This is a genomic window from Cupriavidus necator (genome assembly GCF_040578825.1).
Taxonomy (GTDB): domain Bacteria; phylum Pseudomonadota; class Gammaproteobacteria; order Burkholderiales; family Burkholderiaceae; genus Cupriavidus; species Cupriavidus necator_E.
Genome location: NZ_JBEFLI010000096.1, coordinates 1 through 21,950, shown reverse-complemented (window position 1 = coordinate 21,950; position 21,950 = coordinate 1). Strand labels below are relative to the sequence as shown.

21 protein-coding genes are annotated in these 21,950 nt (G+C 67.7%); 8 read left to right on the top strand and 13 right to left on the bottom strand.

The features are described from left to right. Window positions 1–130: 130 nt before the first annotated feature. Both AB1I47_RS30440 and AB1I47_RS30435 read right to left on the bottom strand, forming a co-directional pair. Window positions 131–1,099 carry a tripartite tricarboxylate transporter substrate binding protein BugE gene (locus AB1I47_RS30440; RefSeq protein WP_354687392.1) on the bottom strand — a complete coding sequence of 323 codons (969 nt, stop codon included), beginning with the start codon at window positions 1,097–1,099 and terminating at the stop codon, window positions 131–133. A 123-nt stretch (window positions 1,100–1,222) separates the two neighbouring features. Further along, complete coding sequence (locus AB1I47_RS30435) at window positions 1,223–1,801, bottom strand: chalcone isomerase family protein (protein WP_354687391.1); 579 nt, start codon at window positions 1,799–1,801, stop codon at window positions 1,223–1,225. Window positions 1,802–2,091: 290 nt separating this feature from the next. Here AB1I47_RS30435 and AB1I47_RS30430 point away from each other — a divergent pair, with 290 nt between their 5' ends. Further along, entirely contained in the window at window positions 2,092–2,985 is an 894-nt protein-coding gene (locus AB1I47_RS30430; protein ID WP_354687390.1) for an AEC family transporter, read from the top strand. Here AB1I47_RS30430 and queG read toward each other — a convergent pair. Continuing rightward, window positions 2,978–4,234: a tRNA epoxyqueuosine(34) reductase QueG gene (queG, locus tag AB1I47_RS30425; protein ID WP_354687389.1), complete on the bottom strand. Its 1,257-nt coding sequence runs from the start codon at window positions 4,232–4,234 to the stop codon at window positions 2,978–2,980. The two genes, AB1I47_RS30430 and queG, sit on opposite strands and share 8 nt — an antisense overlap. 16 nt (window positions 4,235–4,250) lie before the next feature. Here queG and tsaE point away from each other — a divergent pair, with 16 nt between their 5' ends. Continuing rightward, window positions 4,251–4,775, top strand: coding sequence for a tRNA (adenosine(37)-N6)-threonylcarbamoyltransferase complex ATPase subunit type 1 TsaE (tsaE, locus tag AB1I47_RS30420; protein WP_354687388.1), 525 nt, complete (start codon window positions 4,251–4,253; stop codon window positions 4,773–4,775). Beyond that, the gene (locus tag AB1I47_RS30415) at window positions 4,769–6,268 is read left to right on the top strand and encodes an N-acetylmuramoyl-L-alanine amidase (RefSeq protein WP_354687387.1); all 1,500 of its coding nucleotides are present in this window, start codon (window positions 4,769–4,771) and stop codon (window positions 6,266–6,268) included. The genes tsaE and AB1I47_RS30415 overlap by 7 nt, the downstream gene beginning before the upstream one ends. 67 nt (window positions 6,269–6,335) lie before the next feature. On the opposite strand, the gene AB1I47_RS30410 is transcribed toward AB1I47_RS30415, so the two are convergent. Continuing rightward, complete coding sequence (locus AB1I47_RS30410) at window positions 6,336–7,361, bottom strand: bile acid:sodium symporter family protein (RefSeq protein WP_354687386.1); 1,026 nt, start codon at window positions 7,359–7,361, stop codon at window positions 6,336–6,338. A 102-nt stretch (window positions 7,362–7,463) separates the two neighbouring features. On the opposite strand from AB1I47_RS30410, the gene AB1I47_RS30405 reads away from it, so the two are divergent. After that, entirely contained in the window at window positions 7,464–8,381 is a 918-nt protein-coding gene (locus AB1I47_RS30405) for a LysR family transcriptional regulator (RefSeq protein WP_354687385.1), read from the top strand. Between the two features lie 5 nt (window positions 8,382–8,386). Here the strand turns inward: AB1I47_RS30405 and AB1I47_RS30400 are convergent, their stop codons facing one another. From AB1I47_RS30400 to AB1I47_RS30370, 7 genes are all read right to left on the bottom strand, one after another. Continuing rightward, on the bottom strand, window positions 8,387–9,145 hold the full coding sequence (locus tag AB1I47_RS30400) for a 3-hydroxyacyl-CoA dehydrogenase (protein WP_354687384.1): 759 nt from the start codon (window positions 9,143–9,145) through the stop codon (window positions 8,387–8,389). Between the two features lie 181 nt (window positions 9,146–9,326). After that, entirely contained in the window at window positions 9,327–9,992 is a 666-nt protein-coding gene (gene adk, locus AB1I47_RS30395) for an adenylate kinase (protein WP_354687383.1), read from the bottom strand. 395 nt (window positions 9,993–10,387) lie between these two features. Continuing rightward, window positions 10,388–11,197 carry a 3-deoxy-manno-octulosonate cytidylyltransferase gene (kdsB, locus tag AB1I47_RS30390; protein WP_354687382.1) on the bottom strand — a complete coding sequence of 270 codons (810 nt, stop codon included), beginning with the start codon at window positions 11,195–11,197 and terminating at the stop codon, window positions 10,388–10,390. A 9-nt stretch (window positions 11,198–11,206) separates the two neighbouring features. Beyond that, complete coding sequence (locus tag AB1I47_RS30385; protein ID WP_354687381.1) at window positions 11,207–11,422, bottom strand: Trm112 family protein; 216 nt, start codon at window positions 11,420–11,422, stop codon at window positions 11,207–11,209. Further along, on the bottom strand, window positions 11,403–12,524 hold the full coding sequence (gene lpxK, locus AB1I47_RS30380; protein ID WP_354687380.1) for a tetraacyldisaccharide 4'-kinase: 1,122 nt from the start codon (window positions 12,522–12,524) through the stop codon (window positions 11,403–11,405). Before lpxK ends, AB1I47_RS30385 begins: the two co-directional genes overlap by 20 nt. Window positions 12,525–12,743: 219 nt before the next feature. Beyond that, window positions 12,744–13,175 (bottom strand): ExbD/TolR family protein, encoded by a 432-nt coding sequence (locus AB1I47_RS30375; RefSeq protein ID WP_354687379.1) that lies wholly within the window; start codon window positions 13,173–13,175, stop codon window positions 12,744–12,746. 23 nt (window positions 13,176–13,198) lie between these two features. Next, window positions 13,199–13,819 (bottom strand): MotA/TolQ/ExbB proton channel family protein, encoded by a 621-nt coding sequence (locus tag AB1I47_RS30370; RefSeq protein WP_354687378.1) that lies wholly within the window; start codon window positions 13,817–13,819, stop codon window positions 13,199–13,201. Window positions 13,820–14,919: 1,100 nt separating this feature from the next. Between AB1I47_RS30370 and xseA the strand changes: the two genes are divergently transcribed. Together xseA and sodB are read left to right on the top strand one after the other, a co-directional pair. Continuing rightward, window positions 14,920–16,305, top strand: a complete 1,386-nt coding sequence (gene xseA, locus AB1I47_RS30365; RefSeq protein ID WP_354687377.1) for an exodeoxyribonuclease VII large subunit — start codon at window positions 14,920–14,922, stop codon at window positions 16,303–16,305. 131 nt (window positions 16,306–16,436) lie between these two features. Further along, window positions 16,437–17,018, top strand: coding sequence for a superoxide dismutase [Fe] (gene sodB / locus AB1I47_RS30360; protein WP_354687376.1), 582 nt, complete (start codon window positions 16,437–16,439; stop codon window positions 17,016–17,018). Window positions 17,019–17,106: 88 nt separating this feature from the next. Here the strand turns inward: sodB and AB1I47_RS30355 are convergent, their stop codons facing one another. Next, the gene (locus AB1I47_RS30355; protein ID WP_354687375.1) at window positions 17,107–17,499 is read right to left on the bottom strand and encodes a hypothetical protein; all 393 of its coding nucleotides are present in this window, start codon (window positions 17,497–17,499) and stop codon (window positions 17,107–17,109) included. A 265-nt stretch (window positions 17,500–17,764) separates the two neighbouring features. Between AB1I47_RS30355 and AB1I47_RS30350 the strand changes: the two genes are divergently transcribed. Further along, on the top strand, window positions 17,765–18,070 hold the full coding sequence (locus AB1I47_RS30350) for a hypothetical protein (RefSeq protein ID WP_354687374.1): 306 nt from the start codon (window positions 17,765–17,767) through the stop codon (window positions 18,068–18,070). 8 nt (window positions 18,071–18,078) lie between these two features. Here the strand turns inward: AB1I47_RS30350 and AB1I47_RS30345 are convergent, their stop codons facing one another. Next, window positions 18,079–18,684 carry a UdgX family uracil-DNA binding protein gene (locus AB1I47_RS30345; protein WP_354687373.1) on the bottom strand — a complete coding sequence of 202 codons (606 nt, stop codon included), beginning with the start codon at window positions 18,682–18,684 and terminating at the stop codon, window positions 18,079–18,081. A gap of 272 nt (window positions 18,685–18,956) precedes the next feature. On the opposite strand from AB1I47_RS30345, the gene AB1I47_RS30340 reads away from it, so the two are divergent. After that, window positions 18,957–21,653: an ABC transporter transmembrane domain-containing protein gene (locus AB1I47_RS30340; protein WP_354687372.1), complete on the top strand. Its 2,697-nt coding sequence runs from the start codon at window positions 18,957–18,959 to the stop codon at window positions 21,651–21,653. Window positions 21,654–21,950 lie beyond the last annotated feature (297 nt).

The following is a 21,950-nucleotide window of genomic DNA, read 5'->3' as shown; positions in this document are numbered from 1 at the left end:
GGCGACGGCCGAAGCCAACGCCGCCCGGATCAGGCTCCCCTCTCCCGCGCGCGGGAGAGGGAGAACACCTTGCTTAGGCTAGTTCGTGCGGCTTTGGCGCACCCAAAACCGCTCTCCTCTTTTTGTTTTTTTACTGCTCGAGCTTGATGTTCTGCACCTTCACAAGATTCTTCATCTTGTCGAACTCCTTCTTGATCTCCGCCGCGTGCTGCGCCGGCGTGTTGCCCGACGGCTCGGCGCCGGCGGTGCGCAGGCGTTCCTGGAAGCCCTTGTCCTGCAGCGCCTTGACGGCAGCCTCGTTGAGCTTCTTGATGACGTCGTCAGGCGTGCCGGCCGGCGCCACCAGGCCGTACCAGGCCGGGTCGTTCGGCTCCTTCAGGCCCATCTCGCCAAAGGTGGGCACGTTGGGCAGCGCGTCGATGCGCTTGTTCCAGGCCACCACCAGCGGGCGCAGCTTGCCGGCCTTGATGTAGGGCATCGACGACGGCAGGTTGTCGACCATGATCGGCACCTGCCCGGCGAGCACGTCGTTCAGCGCCGGGCCCGCGCCGCGGTAGGGGATGTGGACCATGAAGGTCTTGGTCGAGACCTTGAACTGCTCGCCCAGCATATGGCCGAAGCCGCAGGTGCCCGACGACGCGTACGAGTACTTGCCCGGGTTGGCCTTCAGCACCGCCAGGAACTCCTTGTAGTCCTTGGCCGGGAAGTTGGGGTTCACCGCGATCACGTTGGCGACGTTGGCCAGGTTGGTGATGGGCTTGAAGTCCTTGATCGGGTCGTACGACAGCTTGGGGTTGCAGGCCGGGTTCACGGCCATGGTCGACACCGTCGAGATGCCAATGGTGTAGCCGTCCGGCGCCGCCTTGGCGATGGCGTCGGCACCGATCGAGCCACCTCCGCCCGCGCGGTTTTCCACTACCACGGGCTGGCCCAGGATGCGGCTCATCTGGTCAGCGGCGCCGCGGCCGACGATATCGGTGGTGCCGCCCGGTGCGAACGGAATGATCAGTCGGATCGGCTTGGTGGGGTAGCTCTGCGCGTGCGCCGCGGTGGCGGCGGCGGCCAGGGCCAGGGTCAGTGCGAGTTTGCCAGCGTGCATGAGATCATGTCTCCGTCAGGAAATCCGGGCAGGGTGCCGCCCGGAAGCAAAAAAACCGTCGCAGTGCCGCAGGTGGGGCAGTGCGCCGGCAGTGTAAAGGATGGCCCCGATCGTCCGCGCCGGTCAGCCGCCCAGCAGTCCGCGCTTGACGTCCGGGTCCACCGGGCGCTGCCCCAGGAAGACCCGCAGCACGGCCTGGTAGAAATCTTCGCCCGGGATCGGACGGCCGCGCGGCGTGCCGTTGATGGCGATCACGGTACCCGTCTGCGGCGAAAAATCGAGGTTGATCACGTCGCCCTTGTGCGCGGTGCCGAGTTCTGCCAGCGTGCGCTCGAACTGTACCAGCCGCGTGGCCAGCCCCTGCACCTGCGTTTCGCTGTGGTTGTCGCGGATACCCTGGCGCAGCGAACGCATGATCGCCGGCGGTTCGGTCTCGCGCAGTATGCGCAACTGTAGCCGCTTGGCCCCCGGCGTGCCCAGCACCACGGTCGCATTGCGGGCCCGCTCCTGCAGGTACAGCGCGGCCACGTAGCCTTTCGCGAGGAACCCCGCCCGCAGCGCGGTGCCGTTGAGCTGCAGCTCCTTGCCGCCCACGCGCGCGGCGTCGTCAAAGCGCATGCCCTCGACCTCCACCGCGCGCGGCGGCGACGGCACGGCGCCCGCCGCGGTGGTGGCGCACAGCGCGACCAGCAGCGCGGCCATGCGCAGGCGCAGGCCGGAGTGGCGAGTACCGGGTTGGGAGCGGAGGAGGGGGTCCGGGCACGGCGGCGCGGAGCGGATGCGGGACAACATGGCTGCGGACGTACAACTTGGCATGCCATGCTGGCGCAAATCTGGAAAAATACCTATCCGTATCTGCCCTAGTCTGCACATTCCCGTTTACCGGCCGTTATCTTCCCCCAGCCTTGCTTTCGCGACAGCATGGCGGCGTGCGGGCACGAGGGTATGGCCGGGCAGATGCCGCGCCATGCCCCCTCACAACAACAACGACAATGTCTTCTGCCTTGCTGCTGGTGCCTGACTTCAGCCTGATCCTGATCGGCTGGCTGCTGGTGCGCTATACCCCCTTCGATCGCGCGTTCTGGTCCGGCGTGGAACGGCTGGTGTACTTCGTGCTGTTCCCGGCGCTGCTGCTGCAGTCGACCAACAGCGCGGTATTCGATTTTTCGTCGACCTCGGCCATGCTGGGCCTGGCGCTGCTGGTCCTGGCCTGCGGCATGGCCGGCGGCTACGCCGTCAAATGGGTCTTGCGGCCCGATGCGATCAGCTTCGCCTCCGGCGTGCAGACCGCGTTCCGCTTCAACTCCTATATCGGGCTGGCGCTGGCCTCGCGCCTGGGCGGCACCGAGGGGCTGGCCATGATGGCGGTGATCGTCGGCTGCACCGTGCCGTTGTGCAACGTGGCCGCGGTCTGGGCGCTGGCGCGCCACGGCGAGACCGCGCTGTGGAAGGAACTGGCGCGCAACCCGCTGATCCTGGCTACCGCCGGCGGGCTGCTGACCAACCTGATGGGGCTGCATGCGCCCGAGGTGGTGGCGATGACGCTGAACCGGCTGGGGTCGGCCTCCACGGCGCTCGGGCTGATGACGGTGGGGGCGGGGCTGCAGATGAGCGGCGCAACGGGCACGGCCGGGCCGGTGGCGTGGTGGACCGGGGTCAAGCTGCTGGCGATGCCATGCGTGGCGTGGCTGGTGGGACGGCACCTGCCGCTGACCGCGCTGCAGTACCAGATCGTGGTGCTGTACGCCTCGCTGCCCACGGCGTCGAGCGCCTATATCCTGGCGGTGCGCATGGGGGGCAACGGGCCGATGGTGGCGGCGACGATCTCGGTGATGACGGTGGCGGCGATCGTGACCACGCCGCTGTGGCTGGCGCTGGTCAGCTGACGCTGGATGACGGCGGGGGCTCGCCCTGTGCCAGCGCCCAGTCGATATGCTCGCGCACCAGCGGCGTCGCGTCTTCGCGCCGCGCCAGCAGCGCCGCGCGGATGCGCGCGGCCAGTGCGGCATCTTGCTCGCGCGTGCCCGACACCGCCGCGCGCAGGCTGTTGCCCAGCCCCACCGCGAGGTTGCGCAGCCAGCGCTCATGGCCGATGCGCCGGATCGGGCTGCCCTCGAGCCGCTGGCTGAACTCCTGCTCGGTCCACTCGAACAGCGCCACCATGTCGGGCGCATCCAGCCCGTTGCGCACGTCGAAGTCCGGCACCGTGGCCACGTGCGCGAACTTGTTCCACGGGCAGGCGAGCTGGCAGTCGTCGCAGCCATAGACGCGGTTGCCCATCGGCGCGCGGAACTCGACCGGGATCGCACCCTTGTGCTCGATGGTCAGGTAGGAAATGCAGCGGCGCGCATCCAGCCGGTAGGGGGCAACGATGGCGCGCGTGGGGCAGATATCGATGCAGCGGTGACAGTTGCCGCAATGGTTGGATTCGGGCGGGTCGGCCGGCAGCGGGATATCGACCAGGATCTCGCCCAGGAAGAACATCGAGCCGCCGTCGCGGTCGAGCAGCAGCGTATGCTTGCCGCGCCAGCCGAGGCCGCCCTGGCTCGCCAGCGCCACTTCCATCACCGGCGCCGAATCGGTAAAGACACGATAGCCGAATTTCCCGATCTCGGTCTCGATCCGGCTGGCCAGTTGCTGCAGGCGGCTGCGCAGCACTTTGTGATAGTCGCGGCCGCGCGCGTACAGCGACACCACCGCGGTGGCCGGATCGTCCAGCCGCGCCAGTTCGTGGCGGCGCCAGTTGCCGGCATCGGCGGCAGCGCTGGCGGCCGGAATGTACGGCATGCGAGCCACGATGGCGCGCACGGTGCCGGGCACCAGTTCGGCCGGACGGGCGCGCCGCGGACCGTGGTTGGCCATATAATCCATGTCGCCGTGATAACCCTGCTCAAGCCAGGCCATCAGCCCCGGCTCGGCATGGCTCAGATCGACATCGGCAATGCGCACCGACGCAAAACCCAGCTCGGCCCCCCACGCGCGGACAGACTCCGCCAGCGCCGCAAGCGTCTGCGGACCGGCGCACGGCCGGCCGGCATGGCTGGGGGTGGGGGCGGAGGTGGATTCAGGCGTGCCGGCCAATGAGCCTGGCGCGCCTGGCGCACTGGCCGGCGCCTTGGCTGCTGGGTCGATCATCCCTGAATTGTACGCAATGCCCCTGCTCGAAGAACGCTCCCTGACGCTGCCCGACGAAGCCGCCACCGCGCGCCTGGGCGCCGCGCTGGCCGCCACCGTGCAGGCCATGCCGCCGCGCACGGTGCATCTGCAGCTCTCCGGCGACCTGGGCGCCGGCAAGACCACGCTGTCGCGCGCCATCCTGCGCGCGCTCGGCCATGCGGGCAAGGTCCGCAGCCCCACCTATACGCTGTGCGAGCCCTACGAGGTCGCACGCGCCGACGGCTCGCCGCTGACGGTCTACCACTTCGACCTGTACCGCTTTGCCGACCCAGAGGAATGGATCGACGCGGGGTTTCGCGACTGCTTCGCCGAACCGGCCTTCAACCTGGTCGAATGGCCGGAGAAGGCCGGCCGGCTGCTCGGGGAACCGGACCTGCATGTGTTGCTCCAATCCGACATGGCCATGCCGGCTGACGTCGGAAGCGAGACCGGCGAGCCGCGGATCGCCACGATGCGCGCCTATACTCCCATTGGACTTACCCTGCTGAACGCATGCTGATCAAGCGACTTGCCACCGACCGCCCCGATGGACCCGACGGAGTGCTGCAGGCGCGCCGCAAATGGATGGCGCAGGCCCTGAAGCTCGGCGCCGGCACGGCGGTATTGACGCTGGCCGGCCCGCAGATCGTGTTCGGCGCCGGCATCGTCGCCGTGCGTGTGTGGCCGGCAGAGGACTACACCCGCGTCACTATCGAGTCCGATGCGCCGCTGGCCGCGGTGCACCAGATGATCCGCGACCCCGACCGGCTGGTGGTGGATATCGACGGCCTCGACCTGTCGCCCACGCTGCGCGAACTGGTGGCCAAGATCACCCCGAACGACCCGTATATCCAGACTGTGCGCGTGGGCCAGAACCGCCCGCGCGTGGTCCGCATGGTGTTCGACCTGAAGGAAAACGTGGCGCCGCAGGTATTCACGCTGGCGCCGATCGGCAGCTACCGCAACCGGCTGGTGTTCGACCTGTACCCGGTCAACCCGCCCGATCCGCTGTGGAAGCTGGTGCGGGACACCGAGGAAAAGCAGCGCCGCTTCGCCACCAGCGATCCCGCCCCGGGTGCCGAAGGCGTGGCAGGTGCGCCGGCCGGCGCCGAGGAAGACGCGATCGGCGCGCTGGTGCGCAAGTTCGACGAGAAGGGCGAGGTGCCGCCCACCACCGCACCGCTGCCGCCGGCGGTCGCTTCCCGCCCCCGGCCGTCCGCACCGCCGGTGCCGACCCCCAGCGCGCCCGCGGTGCCGCCGGTGGCGCGCGACAACACCGCCCCCGAGCGCCCCTTCAAGATGCGCCGCCTGCTGACCGTGGCGATCGATCCCGGCCACGGCGGCGAAGATCCCGGCGCGATCGGCGCGGCGGGCTCGCGCGAGAAGGACGTGGTGCTGCAGATCGCGCACCGTCTGCGCGCCAAGATCGACGCCCAGCCCAATATGCGCGCGATGATGACCCGCGACGCCGATTTCTTTGTGCCGCTGAACGTGCGCGTGCAGAAGGCGCGCCGGGTGCAGGCCGACCTGTTCGTGTCGATCCACGCCGATGCCTTCCTGTCGCCGGAGGCGCGGGGCGCGTCGGTCTTCGCGCTGTCCGAGCGCGGCGCCTCGAGTACCGCGGCGCGCTGGCTGGCCAACAAGGAAAACGCAGCCGACCTGATCGGCGGCGCCAATATGGGCAACAAGGATGCGCAGGTTGCGCGCGTACTGCTGGACCTGTCCACCACCGCGCAGATCAACGACAGCCTGCAGGTCGGCAAGGCGGTGCTGGGCGAGATCGGCGGCATCAACAAGCTGCACAAGGCCCATGTCGAGCAGGCGGGGTTTGCCGTGCTGAAGGCACCGGACATCCCGTCGATCCTGATCGAGACCGCCTTCATCAGCAATCCGGAAGAAGAGCGCAAGCTCAACGACAACGCGCACCAGGAGCAACTGGCCAACGCGATCTTGAAAGGGATCCGGGCGTACTTTGCGCGGAATCCGCCGTTGTCGAAGAATCCGTCGGTTTGAGGTTTCGGCGGGCGTGAAAAAACCGGGGCATGCCCCGGTTTTTTTATTCCCTCTGCCGCTTCCTTCCTCACGCTCGCGCCGGCGCCCGATCCTCCAGCAACGCATCCCGATTCGCATACCGCGACGCCAGCACCGAACACACGATCAGCTGCAGCTGGTGATACACCATCAGCGGCAGCACCAGCAGCCCCAGCGCCGGATGCCCGGCAAACAGGATCTTGGCCATCGGGATGCCGTTGGCCAGGCTCTTCTTTGAGCCGCAGAACACCGCGGTAATCTCGTCCTCGACCGCGAAGCCCAGCCGGCGCGCGGTAAAGGTGGTGATGCCCAGCACCACGAACAGCAGGATCGCGGCGATCAGCATCACCGCGCCGATGGTCTGCCACTGGTAGTGGTGCCACAGGCCTTCGGCGGTGGCGTCGCAGAACGACGAATAGACGATCAGCACGATCACGCCGCGGTCAATCTTGTTGGTGATGTGCTTCTTCTTCGCCAGCCAGCTGCCGATCAGCGGGCGCAGCAGCTGGCCCAGCGCGAACGGAAGCAGCAGTTGCAGCGCCACGCCGGTAAGCGCCTTGCCCAGCGGCATCGACGCGCCGCTGGCGCTGATCACCAGCCCCATCAGCAGCGGCGTGACCAGCATGCCGATCAGGCCCGAGATGGTGGCATTGAAGATCGCGCCCGGCACATTGCCACGCGCCATCGAGGTCATCGCCACCGACGACGACACTGTCGACGGCAGCGCGCACAGGAAGAACACCCCCAGCAACAGGTCAGCGGGCAACTGGTTGCGCAGCGCCAGCATCAGCAGCGCGCCAACAATCGGGAACACCACGTAGGTGAAGGTCTGCACGAAAACATGCAGGCGCCAGTGCTTGGCGCCCGCCACCAGCTTGTCGCGCGACAGCGCCGCGCCGTGCAGGAAGAAGACCAGGGCCACGCCTACGCTGGTAATCACCCCCAGACGCAGCGGCCCGTGTCCGGTGCCCAGCTCGGGAGCCGCCAGCGCGATGGCGATGGCGGTCAGCATGACGAGGACAAAGCCGTCGATCAGGTCATAAAGTTTCTTTAGCTTGGCAAAAAGGCGAGACATGACTGCGGTGGATGGTGCGTGATTAGGGTTTTGCCTAGTATTGGACGCCAGCCAGGTCTAGAATGCAAATTCATTTATAGAATCTATTTATCCTTTCGTTGCATGAATTACACACTACGCCAGCTTCGCGTCTTTCTGGCGGTGGCCAACACGGGCGGTTTCAGCCGGGCGGCCGATGCAGTCGGGCTGACGCAACCCGCGGTCAGCCGGGGCGTGGCTGAGCTGGAAGAGGCGCTTGGCGTGCGCCTGCTGGACCGCACCACGCGCGAGGTGGTACTGACCGAGGCTGGCCATGCCCTCGCCCCCGCGCTGGAACGCTTGCTGGGGCAGCTCGATGACACGCTGGAAGAAACCCGGCAGCTCGGCGAGCGCTATCGCGGCCGCGTGGTGATTGCCGGCGCGCCGACGATCTCGGCGCGGCTGATGCCGATGTACGTCGCTGCCTGCGCCGCGCAATACCCGGAAATCCGTCTGACAGTCCGCGACAACGTGCAGGCCGACGGTCTCGAGCAGGTGCGCGCGGGCGCGGTGGATTTCGGCGTGGTGATCGATCCGCTGGTGCGCGACGGGCTGGTGGTCGAACCGGTCGCGACCGACCCGTTCTGCTTTGTCTGCCGCCGCGACCATCCGCTGGCGGAGTCGGCCACGGTGCCGTGGTCGGCGCTGCACGGCATGCGGCTGGTGCTGCTGGATTTTGCTTCCGGCAGCCGGCCGCTGATCGACCGGGTGTTCGGCCGGCATGGCGTGGTGCCGCAGGTGGTGCAGGAGCTGGGCCACTCGGCCAGCGTGTTCGGCATGGTCGAGGCCGGCATCGGGGCCTCGGTGCTGCCGTCGTTCTCGCTGCCGCTGCCGGCGGCGTCGCCGCTGGTGTGGCGCCCGCTGGTGCCGCGCGAGGAGCGCAGCATCGTCATGGTCAGGCGCGAGGACCGTTCGCTGTCGCCGGCCGCGGCGGCGGTGTGGGAACTGGTGCGGCGCCTGACCATCCGGGCCGAGGCGCCAGCGGTGGATGCGGCGGCCTGAGCCGCTTACTTCGGCTGCATCCGGATGGCGCCGTCCAGGCGGATCACCTCGCCGTTGAGCATGGTGTTTTCGATGATCGCGCGAGCCAGCTTGGCATACTCGGCGGGGCGGCCCAGCCGCGGCGGGAACGGCACCATCTTGCCGAGTGCGTCCTGCACTTCCTGCGGCATGCCCAGCAGCATCGGCGTCTCGAAGAGGCCCGGAGCGATGGTCATGCAGCGCACGCCGTCGCGCGACAGGTCGCGCGCGATCGCCAGCGTCATCGCCACCACGCCGCCCTTGGAAGCGGCATAGGCGGCCTGGCCGATCTGGCCGTCGAAGGCCGCCACCGACGCGGTATTGATGATCACGCCGCGCTCGCCCTCGCTGTCCGGCGTGTTCTGCACCATCGCCGCGGCAGCCAGCCGGATCATGTTGAAGGTGCCGATCAGGTTGATGCGGATGGTCTTGTCGAAGGCATCGAGCGGATGCGGACCGTTCTTGCCGACGGTCTTGTTGGCCGTGGCGATGCCGGCGCAGTTGACGATGCCGGACAGCCGGCCCAGCGCCTGCGCGGCGGCCACCACGGCCTGGCCATCGGCCTCGGCGGTGACATCGCAGCGCACGAACTGTCCGCCCAGCTCCGCCGCCAGCGCCTGGCCGGTAGACTCGTTCAGGTCGGCGATCACGACCTTCGCGCCGGCTTCGGCCAGCATGCGCGCGGTGCCCGCGCCAAGCCCCGACGCGCCGCCGGTGACGATGAATACGTTGCCCTGGATCTGCATTGCTGTCTCCTCGCTCAAGTTGGATTCTTTTGTTGCCGTTTACGTAAACGTCAATTCGATCGCCGTATTTTACGGAGTGGTAGCCGATGCGCAAGGGGGAGGGGCAAGAGAAGGGGCAAATGCGCCCAAAACAAAAAGCGGCCCGAAGGCCGCTTTTCTGTCAGTGCGTAGGCAACAACGATTACTTCAGCGCCTCGAACACCCGCGTCGTAATGTCATCGACATTGCCCAGCCCCGAGATCTTCCGATACTTCGGCGGCGACACCTTGGCCGCGGGATCGCCCTTGGCGGCCCAGTCCGAGTAGTAATCCACCAGCGGCCGGGTTTGCTGCGAATAGACGTCCAGGCGCTTCTTGACCGTCTCTTCCTTGTCGTCGTCGCGCTGGATCAGCGGCTCGCCGGTCTCGTCGTCCAGGCCTTCCGCCTTGGGCGGGTTGTACTTGACGTGGTAGGTGCGGCCCGACGCCACATGGACGCGGCGCCCGCTCATGCGCTCGATGATGGCGTCGAACGGCACGTCGATCTCCAGCACGTAGTCGATCGCCACGCCGGCTTCCTTCATCGCCTCGGCCTGCGGAATGGTGCGCGGGAAACCGTCGAACAGGTAGCCGTTCTTGCAGTCGTCCTGCTTAAGCCGGTCCTTCACCAGGCCGATAATGATGTCATCCGACACCAGTCCGCCCGCGTCCATGACCTTCTTGGCTTCCACGCCCAGCGGGGTGCCAGCCTTCACCGCGGCGCGCAGCATGTCGCCGGTGGAGATTTGCGGAATGCCGAACTTCTCGCAGATGAACTTGGCTTGCGTGCCTTTGCCGGCGCCAGGCGCGCCCAACAGGATCAAACGCATTTACGGTCCTCAGAGTTTTTAATCTGTGTGGCGGGAGATCCAGAAGGAGGGTAACGCCGGAACTTGACGCAGGACTTACGACGGTCCTGGTGCGTTCCGAGGGCGTTCAGCGCCGGCATTGCTCACGCAAGCCTGGCGCATACGGCCGGCGGCGGCTGCCAGGTGGATGGCGGCGCGGCGCACCGGACGGGCTCTATCTTTATCTCCCCACCGAGCCTTGGCCGGCGGCGCGTGGCTTCGCGCCGGCGGGGCGGCTCTGTATCGGCAAGCATTATGCCATGAGGCGGTGCCAAAACGGCCCGAAATCCGCCCCCCTGTTCAGGTTGCAGCAGTATGAACCTGAGCGGGCAGGCGTATTTTGCAGGTCGGTTTTGCCGGCGCCTTCAGCGCGGCGGTCAGGGCCCGTCCTGCGCCATCGATTGCGCCCACAGCGCGCGCACGCGCTCCAGGTCGGCCGGGGTGTCAACCCCGGGCGCCGGCGCGGCGCTGGTTTGCAGCACCGCGATGCGCTCGCCATGCCACATGGCGCGCAGCTGCTCCAGCGCCTCCACCTGCTCCAGCGGCGCCGCCGCCAGCGCCGGGAAGCGGCGCAGGAAGCCGGCGCGGTAGGCATACAGCCCGATATGGCGCAGCACCGGCATGGCCGGCAGCGGCACCTGCGCCATCGCGGCCGGCACGGCCGGCACGCCGGACCAGGCATCGCGCGCCCACGGGATCGGCGCGCGCGAGAAATACAGCGCGCGGCCGGCGGCGTCGCAGACCACCTTGACCACGTTGGGATTGAAGACCTCGGCGATCTCGTGCAGCGGATGCGCCGCGGTGGCGATGGCACAGTCGGCGTGGTGCGCCAGGTGCAGGGCCACCTCGTCGATCAGCGCCGGCTCGATCAGCGGCTCGTCGCCCTGCACATTGACGACGATGGCATCGTCGGCAAGGCCGAGCTGGGCGGCCACTTCAGCGAGGCGGTCGGTGCCGGAGGGGTGGTCGGCGCGGGTCAGCACGGCTTCCACGCCATGGTCGGCGCAGGCCTGCGCCACCGCGGGCGCATCGGTGGCGACCACGGTGCGATGCGCCGACGACGCATGGGCGCGCTCGGCCACGCGCACGATCATCGGGCGCCCGCCGATATCGGCCAGCGGCTTGTCAGGCAGGCGGGTCGAAGCGAGGCGCGCGGGAATGACGACGGTAAATGCCGGGACAGTCATCGTGCGCCCTCAGTTGCCGGCGGCGGGAGCGTCCGTGTCGTCCGACGTGACCACGCGGCCCGGGACCGACTGGCGCGCCTCGTCGGCCAGCATCACGGGAATGCCGTCGCGGATCGGGTATGCCAGCTTGTCGGCGTGGCAGATCAGTTCCTGCGCGGCGCGGTCGTATTCCAGCTTGCCCTTGCACAGCGGGCAGACCAGGATTTCAAGCAGCCGGTTGTCCATCTCGGTGTTCCTCGTTGCGCCCGGCGGCGCCGGGCATGTCGGTCGCGGCGCCCGGCGTGGCCGGGGCGGTCGGCGTGGGTTTGATCTGCGCCAGCACGGCGCTGCGGATCTTGTCGATCAGGCCCGCGTCGATCACGGGCCTGGTGGGTACGACCCAGATGCGCGGGTCGTCGAAGCGCTCGCATTTTACGGCATCCTTCTCGGTGATCAGGATCACGTCGGCATCGAGCGCGTCGGGGTTGTCGGCGAACGGGTCGGCGACAAAGTCATAGTGGTCGGGCAGCGGCAGTGTCTTCGGTGTCAGCCCCGCCCCGCGCAGGCTGGCGAAGAAGCGTTCCGGGTTGCCGATGCCGGCCGCGGCCAGCACGCGCCGCCCGGCAAAAGCCGTGACCGGCCGCGCCATGGTGGGATCGACCAGTTGCCAGGCATCGTCCAGTTCCAGCCGCATGCCGTACACGCCGGGGCGGTCCGGCGTGGCGCGGAAATTCGGATCGTTGATCAGCGTGGCATCGCGCGGGCGCGTCAGCGGCTCGCGCAGCGGGCCGGCCGGCAGCATCAGGCCGTTGCCGCCCATGCGCGAATCGAACATCACGATCTCGAAGTCGCGCTGCAATTTGTAGTGCTGCAGGCCGTCGTCGAGCAGCAGCACGTTGACGCCCGGGTGCGACACCAGCATGGTCTGCGCGCACAGCGCGCGGTCGGGGAAGACCCATACCGGCACGTCGGTGGCGCGCGCGATCAGCAGCGGCTCGTCGCCGACGTCGCTGGCCTGCGAGGTCGGCTTGACCCGGCGCGGATGCTTCAGCTGCACGCCGTAGCCGCGCGAGACCACGCCGGGGCGCAGCCCGGCCTCGGTCAGCGCCTGCGCCAGCGCGATTACCGCCGGAGTCTTGCCGGTGCCGCCCACGGTCACGTTGCCCACCACCACCACCGGCATCGGCAGCCGCGTGGACTGGAACCAGCCCTGCTGGTAGCCATGCCGGCGCACCCGCGCCACCAGCCCGAACAGCAGCGAGAACGGCAGCATCACCCACGAGAACCATCCGCGGCGCTGCCACTGGGCGGTCACAAAGTCGGCAAAGGCATGGCGGGGAACGGGCATGGACGCGGCGGGCGTTGGAGTCGTGGTAAGGATGGGATTGTAGTGCGCTCGGGATCTCGCACCATGGTGAGGAGCCTGACCATTATGGGCATCGCCCATCGCATGCGGCAAGCCTCAACATCGCCGTCGCCCCGCGAAGGCCGGGGACCAGTGTCTTTGTGCGGCCAAAAAACCGCTGGATCCCCGGTTCGCGGGGACGACGGTATTTTCAGGCGCCGCTCAGCGCGGCTGCGCGCTCTGGGTCGAGAAGGTCAGCCGCGACAGCCCGGCCAGCCGCGCGGCCTCCATCACGTTGACCACGGCCTGGTGCGAGGCCTGCGCATCGGCGTTGACGATCACCACCGGCGGCTGGCCGCTGCCGGCCGGACCGGACGCGGCACGGAGCTGGTCGGCCAGGCTGGTGACGTCCTTCTGCTCCAGCACCTGCTTGTTGACCGAGTACACGCCGCGCGCCGACACCGACACCACGATCTCCTGCGGGCGCTGCTGGGCGCGCTCGGCGTCGGCGGTGGGTAGCTGGATCTGCAGCTCGGTGTAGCGCGAGTACGTGGTCGTGATCATCAGGAAGATCAGGATCACGAGCAGCACGTCGATCAGCGGGATCAGGTTGATCTCCGGCTCTTCGCGCCGCTGGCGGGAACGGAAATGCATGGCGTGGGGGTTCCGTTCTGCGCTCAGGCGCGGCGTTGCGGCAGGATCGCGTCCAGGAACGACGCGGCGCGCGACTCCAGCTCGGCGACGTAGTCGTCCACGCGGCGGCGGAAGTAGCGCCAGAAGATCAGCGCCGGGATCGCCACGATCAGGCCGAAGGCGGTGTTGTACAGCGCCACCGAAATGCCGTGCGCAAGCTGCTCGGGGTTGGCGCCGGTGCCGCCCTGGCTGCCGAAGATCTCGATCATGCCGATCACCGTGCCCAGCAGCCCCATCAGCGGCGCCACCGAGGCGATGGTGCCGAGTGCGTTCAGGTAGCGCTCCAGGTCATGCGCGACCGCGCGGCCGGCTTCCTCGACCACGTCCTTGGCGGCGTCGCGCGAGGTATGCGGCTGCAGCACCACGTGGCGCAGCCCGGCGGCCAGCACGCGGCCCAGCGGCGAGTTCTGCTCCAGCGTGTTGACCACTTCCGGCGTGGCGCGGCGCTGCTGCGCGGCGGCCAGCGCTTCTTCATAGAGCCGGGCCGGAAACACCTTGCTGCGCTTCAGGGTAAGGAAACGTTCGACGACCAGCGCCAGCGCGATGACCGAGGCGAGCAACAGCGGCCAGATCGGCCAGCCGGCCGCTTGAATGATGGAAAACAATTGGACCCCCGGGATCGACAAGCCAATAACAGAACCCCAACCACCTGGTCGGCATGCCTTGAGACGTGATGGCACGGCTGCGCTGGCACAGGTGCGCGGCGCACGCTCCGGCATTGCTCTGAAAAATCAGGCGCCACTCTAACCTGCGCCCTGCCGCGCGGCAAGCGACGGCACGCGCCGCTGTGTCGGGCGCGCATCGCCGGCGACGCCAGCGGCACCGTCTTTCCACAGCGCAGCGGGACAGTGTTGTGGATCGATTGTGGAAAGCTGCCTGACAAGCTTGCTAAGCCGTTGATCGGAAAGGGCAATGTAAGGCCTGCTTAAAATTTGGGCAAAGGCGCGCCGCAACGGTGGCGGCGCATCGCGCACTCCTGCAATTTGCGATTTCCACATCCGTGGAGTGTCGGTCGGTGCGGTGGCGCACGTGGCGCGGCGGGTTTCCACACAGTAGCGGGACAGTCTTGTGGAGCGCTTGTGGACAGTCGTCTGAGAAAGCGACTAAGTCATTGATTTCAAACGTATGACATGGGGCTGCTAAAAAAACAGGCAAACGGGACTGGCGGGCGGGTTGAGGTATGGCGCGAGGGTGTGCTTGGGTAAACCCGGGTTTTTCCACAATCCACAGGGAAAGTGTTGTGGATGGCCTGTGGATAAAGCCGGGAGAAGCCCGCCAAGTTATTGATTCCTATGGAGCGATGCCGCCTTGCTTACAAATTACGCAATGCGGGGAAGCGACCGCTGGTGCGCTCGGAGCCGGGAAATGTATGCCAGCTGCGCGCAGCCGACGCCGCTTTTCGCGTGATGCAAGGGATCCACGGCGCCTTTTTCGACGCAAAAGTGAGGTATACGAGCCTTTTTATCCAGACATCCTGTGGATAACTTTGTGAACAAGCGCATCCTGCGCCTGATAAGTGGTTGATGCATAAGAGATTTAGTTATATTGCCTAATTTTTGTTGCGTTCAGAATCGTTATAAGAATCAAAGAGTTGCACGAATCCATGCGGCTTCCGGGGCAGGGCGCACGCATCATCGCTACCCCCTTGACAGACCAGTTATGCTGTGGACATGTCCCATCCCCGGCCGCTTCCCGCCGCCATCCCATGCCTGACCTGTCGAATTTTTCGCGTGATTCATCCTCCACCGCGGTGCGCGGCAGCCGGGATGTCATTCCTGTCGGTGAGCTGAACCACGCAATCGCCAGGGTGCTCGAGCGCAGCTTCCCGCTGGCATGGGTGCGCGGCGAGATTTCCAACTTCACGCGCGCCGCGAGCGGCCACTGGTATTTCTCGCTGAAGGATGCGCGGGCGCAGATCCGCTGCGTGATGTTCCGCGGCCGCAACCAGCATGTCGACTTCCAGCCGCGCGAGGGCGAGGCGGTGGAGGTGCGCGCCGTGGTCACCATGTACGAGGCGCGCGGCGAGCTGCAGCTCGGCGTGGAGGCAATGCGGCGTGCCGGGCTCGGCAATCTGTACGAGGCGTTCCTGCGGCTCAAGGAAAAGCTGGCGCAGGCCGGGCTGTTCGCGCCGGAGCGCAAGCGCCCGGTGCCGTCGCATCCGCGCACCATCGGCGTGGTCACGTCGCTGCAGGCCGCGGCGCTGCGCGACGTGCTGACCACGCTGCGCCGGCGCGCGCCGCATGTGCCGGTGGTGGTCTACCCGGTACCGGTGCAGGGCGCCGGCGCGGCGCAGCGGATCGCCGACATGCTTGACCTGGCCGACGCGCGCCGCGAGTGCGACGTGCTGATCCTGTGCCGCGGCGGGGGCAGCATCGAAGACCTGTGGTCGTTCAACGAGGAAGTGGTGGCGCACGCGATCGCGCGCTGCGCGCTGCCCGTGATTTCCGGCGTCGGCCACGAAACCGACTTCACCATCGCCGACTTCGTCGCCGACGTGCGTGCGCCCACGCCGACCGGCGCGGCCGAACTGGTCAGCCCCGACCGCGCCCACCTGCTGGCGCAGGCCAACCGCGCCCGCGATGCGCTGGCGCAATGCATGCGGCGCGGGCTGGACCTGCGCGCCCAGCACCTGGACTGGCTCGCGCGCCGGGTGCGCAGCCCGCAGGCGCAGCTGCAGGAGCGCCGCGCGCGCGTCGACAATCTGGCCCGACACTTGCGATCGGCGCTGCGCGACACCGTGGTGTCGCGGCGTCATCGCCAGCAATTGCTGGCGATGCGCTGGCGCGCATGCCGCCCCGACACCGCCGCCGAACACGCCCATGTGGCAAGGCTGTGGCAGCGCCTGCAAAACGCCGCCGCGCGCCAGCAGGAACGCGCCGGCCAGCGCCTGGCGCGCGCCGCCGGCGCGCTCGAACTGCTGGCGCCGCAGCGCACGCTGGAACGCGGCTACGCGGTACTGCTCGACCAGCGCGGCCGCGCGCTGCGATCGCCCACGGAAATCCGTCCCGGCAGCGTGGTGGAAGCGCATCTGGCCGAAGGGGTGGCGGATTTAGCCATCGCTGCCGTGCAGGCCAAGCTTGGGGAGTTTTGAATCCCCTGAAACCCGCTCCAGGACAAACTAACATCGGAGCAGGGGGCATTGCCTCGCGGTTTGCGCGGGTATGGCAAGTCCCCTACAATCGTCAGTTCCGGACCCACAACCCAACCCACAGAGACAGAACAATGGAACACAAGCTCCCCCCGCTTCCGTACGCGTATGATGCCCTGGCTCCGCACATCTCCAAGGAGACGCTGGAGTTCCATCATGACAAGCACCACCAGACCTACGTCACCAACCTGAACAACCTCATCAAGGGCACGGAGTTCGAGAACGCGACCCTGGAAGAGATCGTCAAGAAGTCGTCGGGCGGCATCTTCAACAACGCTGCCCAGGTGTGGAACCACACTTTCTACTGGGATTCGCTAACCCCTAACGGCGGTGGCCAGCCCACCGGTGCCCTGGCCGATGCCATCAACGCCAAGTGGGGCTCGTTCGACAAGTTCAAGGAAGAGTTCACCAAGGTTGCCGTCGGCACCTTCGGTTCGGGCTGGGCCTGGCTGGTCAAGAAGGCCGACGGCTCGCTGGACCTGGTGTCCACCTCCAACGCCGCCACGCCGCTGACCACCGACGCCAAGGCGCTGCTGACCTGCGACGTGTGGGAACACGCCTACTACATCGACTACCGCAATGCCCGCCCGAAGTATGTCGAGGCATTCTGGAACGTTGTGAACTGGGACTTCGCCGGCAAGAATTTCGCTGGCTGATCCCCGGATCACCGTCACAGCAAAAAGGGCCGCAAGGCCCTTTTTGTTTTGCGGCTGGTTATGTGTGCTTGCGCGGCCAGCGAGGCGATCATCGCCCCTTGGCATCGGGCACGCGCGTCTGGTCGATCGAGGCGCCGCCGGTGCCCTTGCGCGGCTTGCCGTGCAGGCCGTCGCGGTCAGCCTTGCCAGCGCTCTCGGAGGCTGGCTTGGCCTTGTCTTTGCCCGGCAGGCCGCCCGCGGTGTGCGGCTCCTTTGGCACGTCGCCGAACTCTCTCGCGAGGCCGCCCGGATTGGTCGGCGTGGCGCCCGGCGTGCTGGCCGGCGATACGCTGGCGCCCGGCGGCGGGATGGTCTGGCTGCCCTTGGGTCCCTTGTCGGTGCGCACGCTGGTATCGCCCGACTGGGCCTGCGCACCGCCTGCCAGTACTGACAGCAGTACCGCGGCCGCTGCGCATGAAATCGACTGCAGGGTGGTTCGCATGCCTGTCTCCTGATCAAGGGCCCGAGGGGCCCACGTCACCGAAAAGCATTTGCCGGGCCACCCGTGCCTTGGGTCCGTGCCGACCGCGCGGCGCATGCACCCAACCCCGTCCGGACGCACTTTCTACAAGCCAGGGTCGTTATTACAAGCGCGATGTCTCGCCGCCGCCACCAGCGGGCGCATTGCCGGCCGGCCACGGTGGAACGGAAGTTGCGCGCCTTGGAGACGGTGGCCGGCAATTCCGGCCCATGCCATCGGAGGTGCCATGAAACACAGCAAGCACGATACGTCGGGCAACCCGTCGCTCGACAAGCGCCAGGGCCTGGACGACCGCGAACTGAAGGAAAACGCGGCCGAGAACCAGCGCTCCCGCGAACGCGCCGCCGCGGAATGGGAGCGCGCCGCGTCGCATCGCAAGGATGAGCCGAAGCCTGACAAGACGGGCACGATCGATAAGGATGCTGGCAAGGGCGCTGGCAAGGGCGAGTTCCCGCCCGGCGTCGGCAAGCGCAACCTGCACGATCCAGGCAGCCGCGATCCCGACGCGCCGCCGACCGTGAACCGCTCCTGAGCGTTCGTTCAGCTCACGCCGCGCGCCAGCCGCGCGGCGACGCGCAGGCTGCGCACGATGCGGTCGAACGCCGCCGCGCGCGCCTCGTCCGTGCGCTGGCGCAGCACGAACGACGGGTGATAGGTGGCGATCACCAATCGCCCCTCGTGCTCGACCGGCTCATCCATCATCCCCGCCAGCGTCACGCTCTTGCGGCCCAGCACCGCGCGCGCCGCGGTCGCACCCAGCGCCACTACCACCTTCGGGCCGACCTTTTCCAGCTCGCGCTCCAGCCACAGGTTGCAGGCCTCGATCTCCTGCTGCGCCGGCGACTTGTGCAGCCGCCGCTTGCCGCGCAATTCGAACTTGAAATGCTTGACCGCATTGGTCATGAAGAGCTTGTCGCGATCCAGCCCCGCCTTGCCCAGCGCCTCGTCCAGCAGGTGGCCGGCGGGTCCGACGAAGGGCGAGCCCTGCAGGTCTTCCTGCGAACCCGGCTGCTCGCCCACCAGCATGATGCGCGCATGCGCGGCGCCTTCGCCGGGCACGCCCTGGGTGGCATTGCGCCATAGCGGGCAACGCCGGCATTCGTTCAGTTCATCCCGGGTGACGGGAGGGGTCTTGCGTTCGGGCATGGCGGTGAGGCGATATGGATGCAATCCGCACTGGCTGCAACGTGTGCGCAGCAGGTTCCGCGCCATGGCGGGCGACGCATGACGGCATGACACCGGTACAAAACTTGCCTCGCGCCAACAGTGCGCATCGCCGCCGTTGCATCGCTTGCTGCACAGGCCGCACCGCGCGGCAGCGACTTCGCCGGATGCGTCCTATGCTGGCCTGATAGCAGGATCAGCACGAACGCAACGAGCACCGCACCGAGCCCCGAACCGAGCACGAGCGCAAGCGCATGCCCCATCAGACCATCCGCCCGCCTTCCCGCCGCCGCATCGCCAGGGAGCTGTTCCGCGCCATCTGGCGCTTCCGCGCGCGCGTGGTGGTGGCGGTCTCGCTGCTGCTGCTGGCCAAGGCCTGTGCAGTCGCGGTGCCGCTGATGCTGAAGCTGGTGGTCGATGAAGTCACGCCGGCCGCCGCCGGCACAGATGCCGTGCGGCTCGGGCTGGTGGCGATGCCGGTGTTCCTGGTGCTGGCCTATGCCATCCTGCGGCTGCTCGGCAATGCCTTCAGCGAGCTGCGCGACGTGGTGTTCGCCTACGTCACGCAGAGCACCGTGGCGGGCTTCATGGAGCGCACCTTCGCGCACCTGCATGCGCTGGGCGCGCGCTTTCACGCGCGGCGCGCCACCGGCAGCGTGATCCGCGACCTGGAGAAGGGCACCGCGGCGATCGGCTTCCTGCTGGGCGTGGCGGTCTTCACCATCGTGCCGACGCTGATGGAAATCGTCTCGGTGCTGGTGATCATGAGCGGCGCCTACGGTGCAACCTTCGCCGCGATCATCCTCGGCGTGTTCGTGCTGTACGCGGGCTTCACCTATGTCTTCACGCAGCGGCGCATGCGCGTGCAGCGCAAGGTCAACGCGGTGGAAGCCACCACCAACAGCAAGGTGGTGGACAGCCTGCTCAACTACGACACGGTCAAGTTCTTCGCGCGCGAGCCGTTCGAAACCCGGCGCCTGGCCGGCATGCTGCAGCGCTGGGTCGGCATCAGCGTGGAGAACCAGTACGCGCTGTCGACGCTGCATATCGGCCAGAGCCTGTGCATTGCCGTGGGCGTCGCCGCGGTGATGCTGCTGGCCACGCAGCGCGTGATCCAGGGTTCGTTGTCGGTGGGCGACCTGGTGCTGATCAACGCCTACATCATCCAGGTGGTGCTGCCGCTCAATACGCTTGGCTTTATCTTCCGCGAGTCGAACGATGCCATGACCAACGTCGAGCGCCTGTTCGCGCTGCTCGACGCGCGCGGCAAGCCCGGCGAGGACGACGACGCGCCAGCGGCGCGGCCGCTGCGCGTGACCAGGGGTGAGATCGTGTTCGACCGCGTCAACTTCAGCTACGACCCCAGCCACCAGACGCTGTGGGACGTCAGCTTCCGTGCGCAGGCGGGGCAGACCGTGGCGGTGGTGGGCGGCAGCGGCTCGGGCAAGTCGACGCTGGCGCGGCTCCTGTTCCGGCTCTACCAGCCCGACAGCGGCAGCATCAGCATCGACGGCCAGGACCTGCGGCTGGTCACGCAGCGCAGCCTGCGCGAGGTGATCGGCATCGTGCCGCAGGACACCATCCTGTTCAACGACACCATCGGCTACAACATCGGCTACGGCCGCGAAGGCGCGACGCGCGCCGATATCGTCGCCGCGGCGCGCGCGGCGCAGCTGGCGGGCTTTATCGACCGGCTGCCCGATGGCTACGAAACCCAGGTGGGCGAACGCGGCGTGCGACTGTCCGGCGGCGAACGGCAACGCGTGGCCATCGCGCGCGCGATGCTCAAGCGCCCGCCGATCGTGGTGTTCGACGAAGCCACCTCGGCGCTCGACACGCGTTCGGAGCGCGCGATCCAGCAGGAATTGTCCGAAGTCGCGCGCGGGCGCACCGCGTTGATCATCGCGCACCGGCTCTCCACCATCGTCGATGCCGACCAGATCCTGGTGATGGAGCACGGCCGCATCGTCGAGGAAGGCAACCACGCCACGCTGCTGGCGCGCGGCGGCATCTACACGCAGATGTGGCAGTTGCAGCAGCAGCAACGCGAACTGGAACGCGCCGAACGGCGCCTGGCACTGCAGCCGGTGCGGCTGGAGACGCTGGTGGCCAGTGTGGTCGACGGCCTGCGCGAAACCATCGCCGAGCGCGACGTCAACCTGTTCGCGGTGCAGAGCGAAGCCGAGCTGCGTGTCACCGGCGACCCTGGCGTGCTGCAGAAGGCGATCTGGGAGCTGTGCCTGCATATGCTGGCGACCACCGAGCCCGGCGGGCGGCTCGAGCTGCGGCTGGAACGGCTCGACGGCCAGGCGGGCCTGCGCGTGTCGTCGATTCCAGGCGACCTGCCGCTGGAGGATGTGCAGGGGTTGGAGGAGTGGCTGGCCGAGCACGGCGTCAGCCTTTCCGCCGATGCGGCGGCGCATGCCTACCAGTTGCTGATGCCGATGCGTGCGGTGCAGGAAATCGAGCCGCGCCGCGCGCCCGCGCAGGGCGAAGCCGAGGCGCAGGTGCCGGACGCGCCGGACGCGCAGGCGCTCAAGGGTTTGCGTGTGCTGCTGATCGACGACGACGAGACCACGCGCGAGGTGCTGACGGCATCGCTGGAAGACTTCGGCGCGCATGCCATCGCGCAGGAGCGTGGCGATGAAGTGATCGCGCTGCTGGCCAAGACGCCACCGGAGGAGTGGCCGCAAGTGCTGCTGTGCGATCTGGCATTGGAAGAAGAGGATGGCTACACCGTGCTGCGCCGCGTGCGTCGGCTGGAAGCACAGATGCAGGTGCCGCTGGGCCAGCGCATGACCGCGATCGCGCTGTCAGGGCATGCGGAAGCGCAGGACCGGATGCGGGCGATGATGGCGGGGTTCCAGTTGCACTTGTCGAAGCCGGTGCGGGTGGGGGAGCTGGTGGCGGCGATCAGGTCGCTGGCGGTGCGGTCGGCGCAGGAGTCTTAGAAAGAGCAGTCGGCGAAACGCGCGCGTGTGGCCCCACTGGCCACTAGCTTCCCGACTTGCAAGCGCGCGATTACGTAAGCAGCAAGCTCCCCTCTCCCGCAAGCGAGAGGGGACCGGCTGGCGGCAGTCCGGAGGCATCGCTTCTCTCAAGCGCGGCAAAGGCGTTGGTGGTGACTGGCCGCAAACCGCCGCTGATTCGCCCCCTCACCTTCACAGCACCCTTCGACGCACCGCCACCACGTAGCCGAGCTTGGGCGCGAGCTGCTGCGACGAGGGTTTTTTCCATTGGTAGCGCAC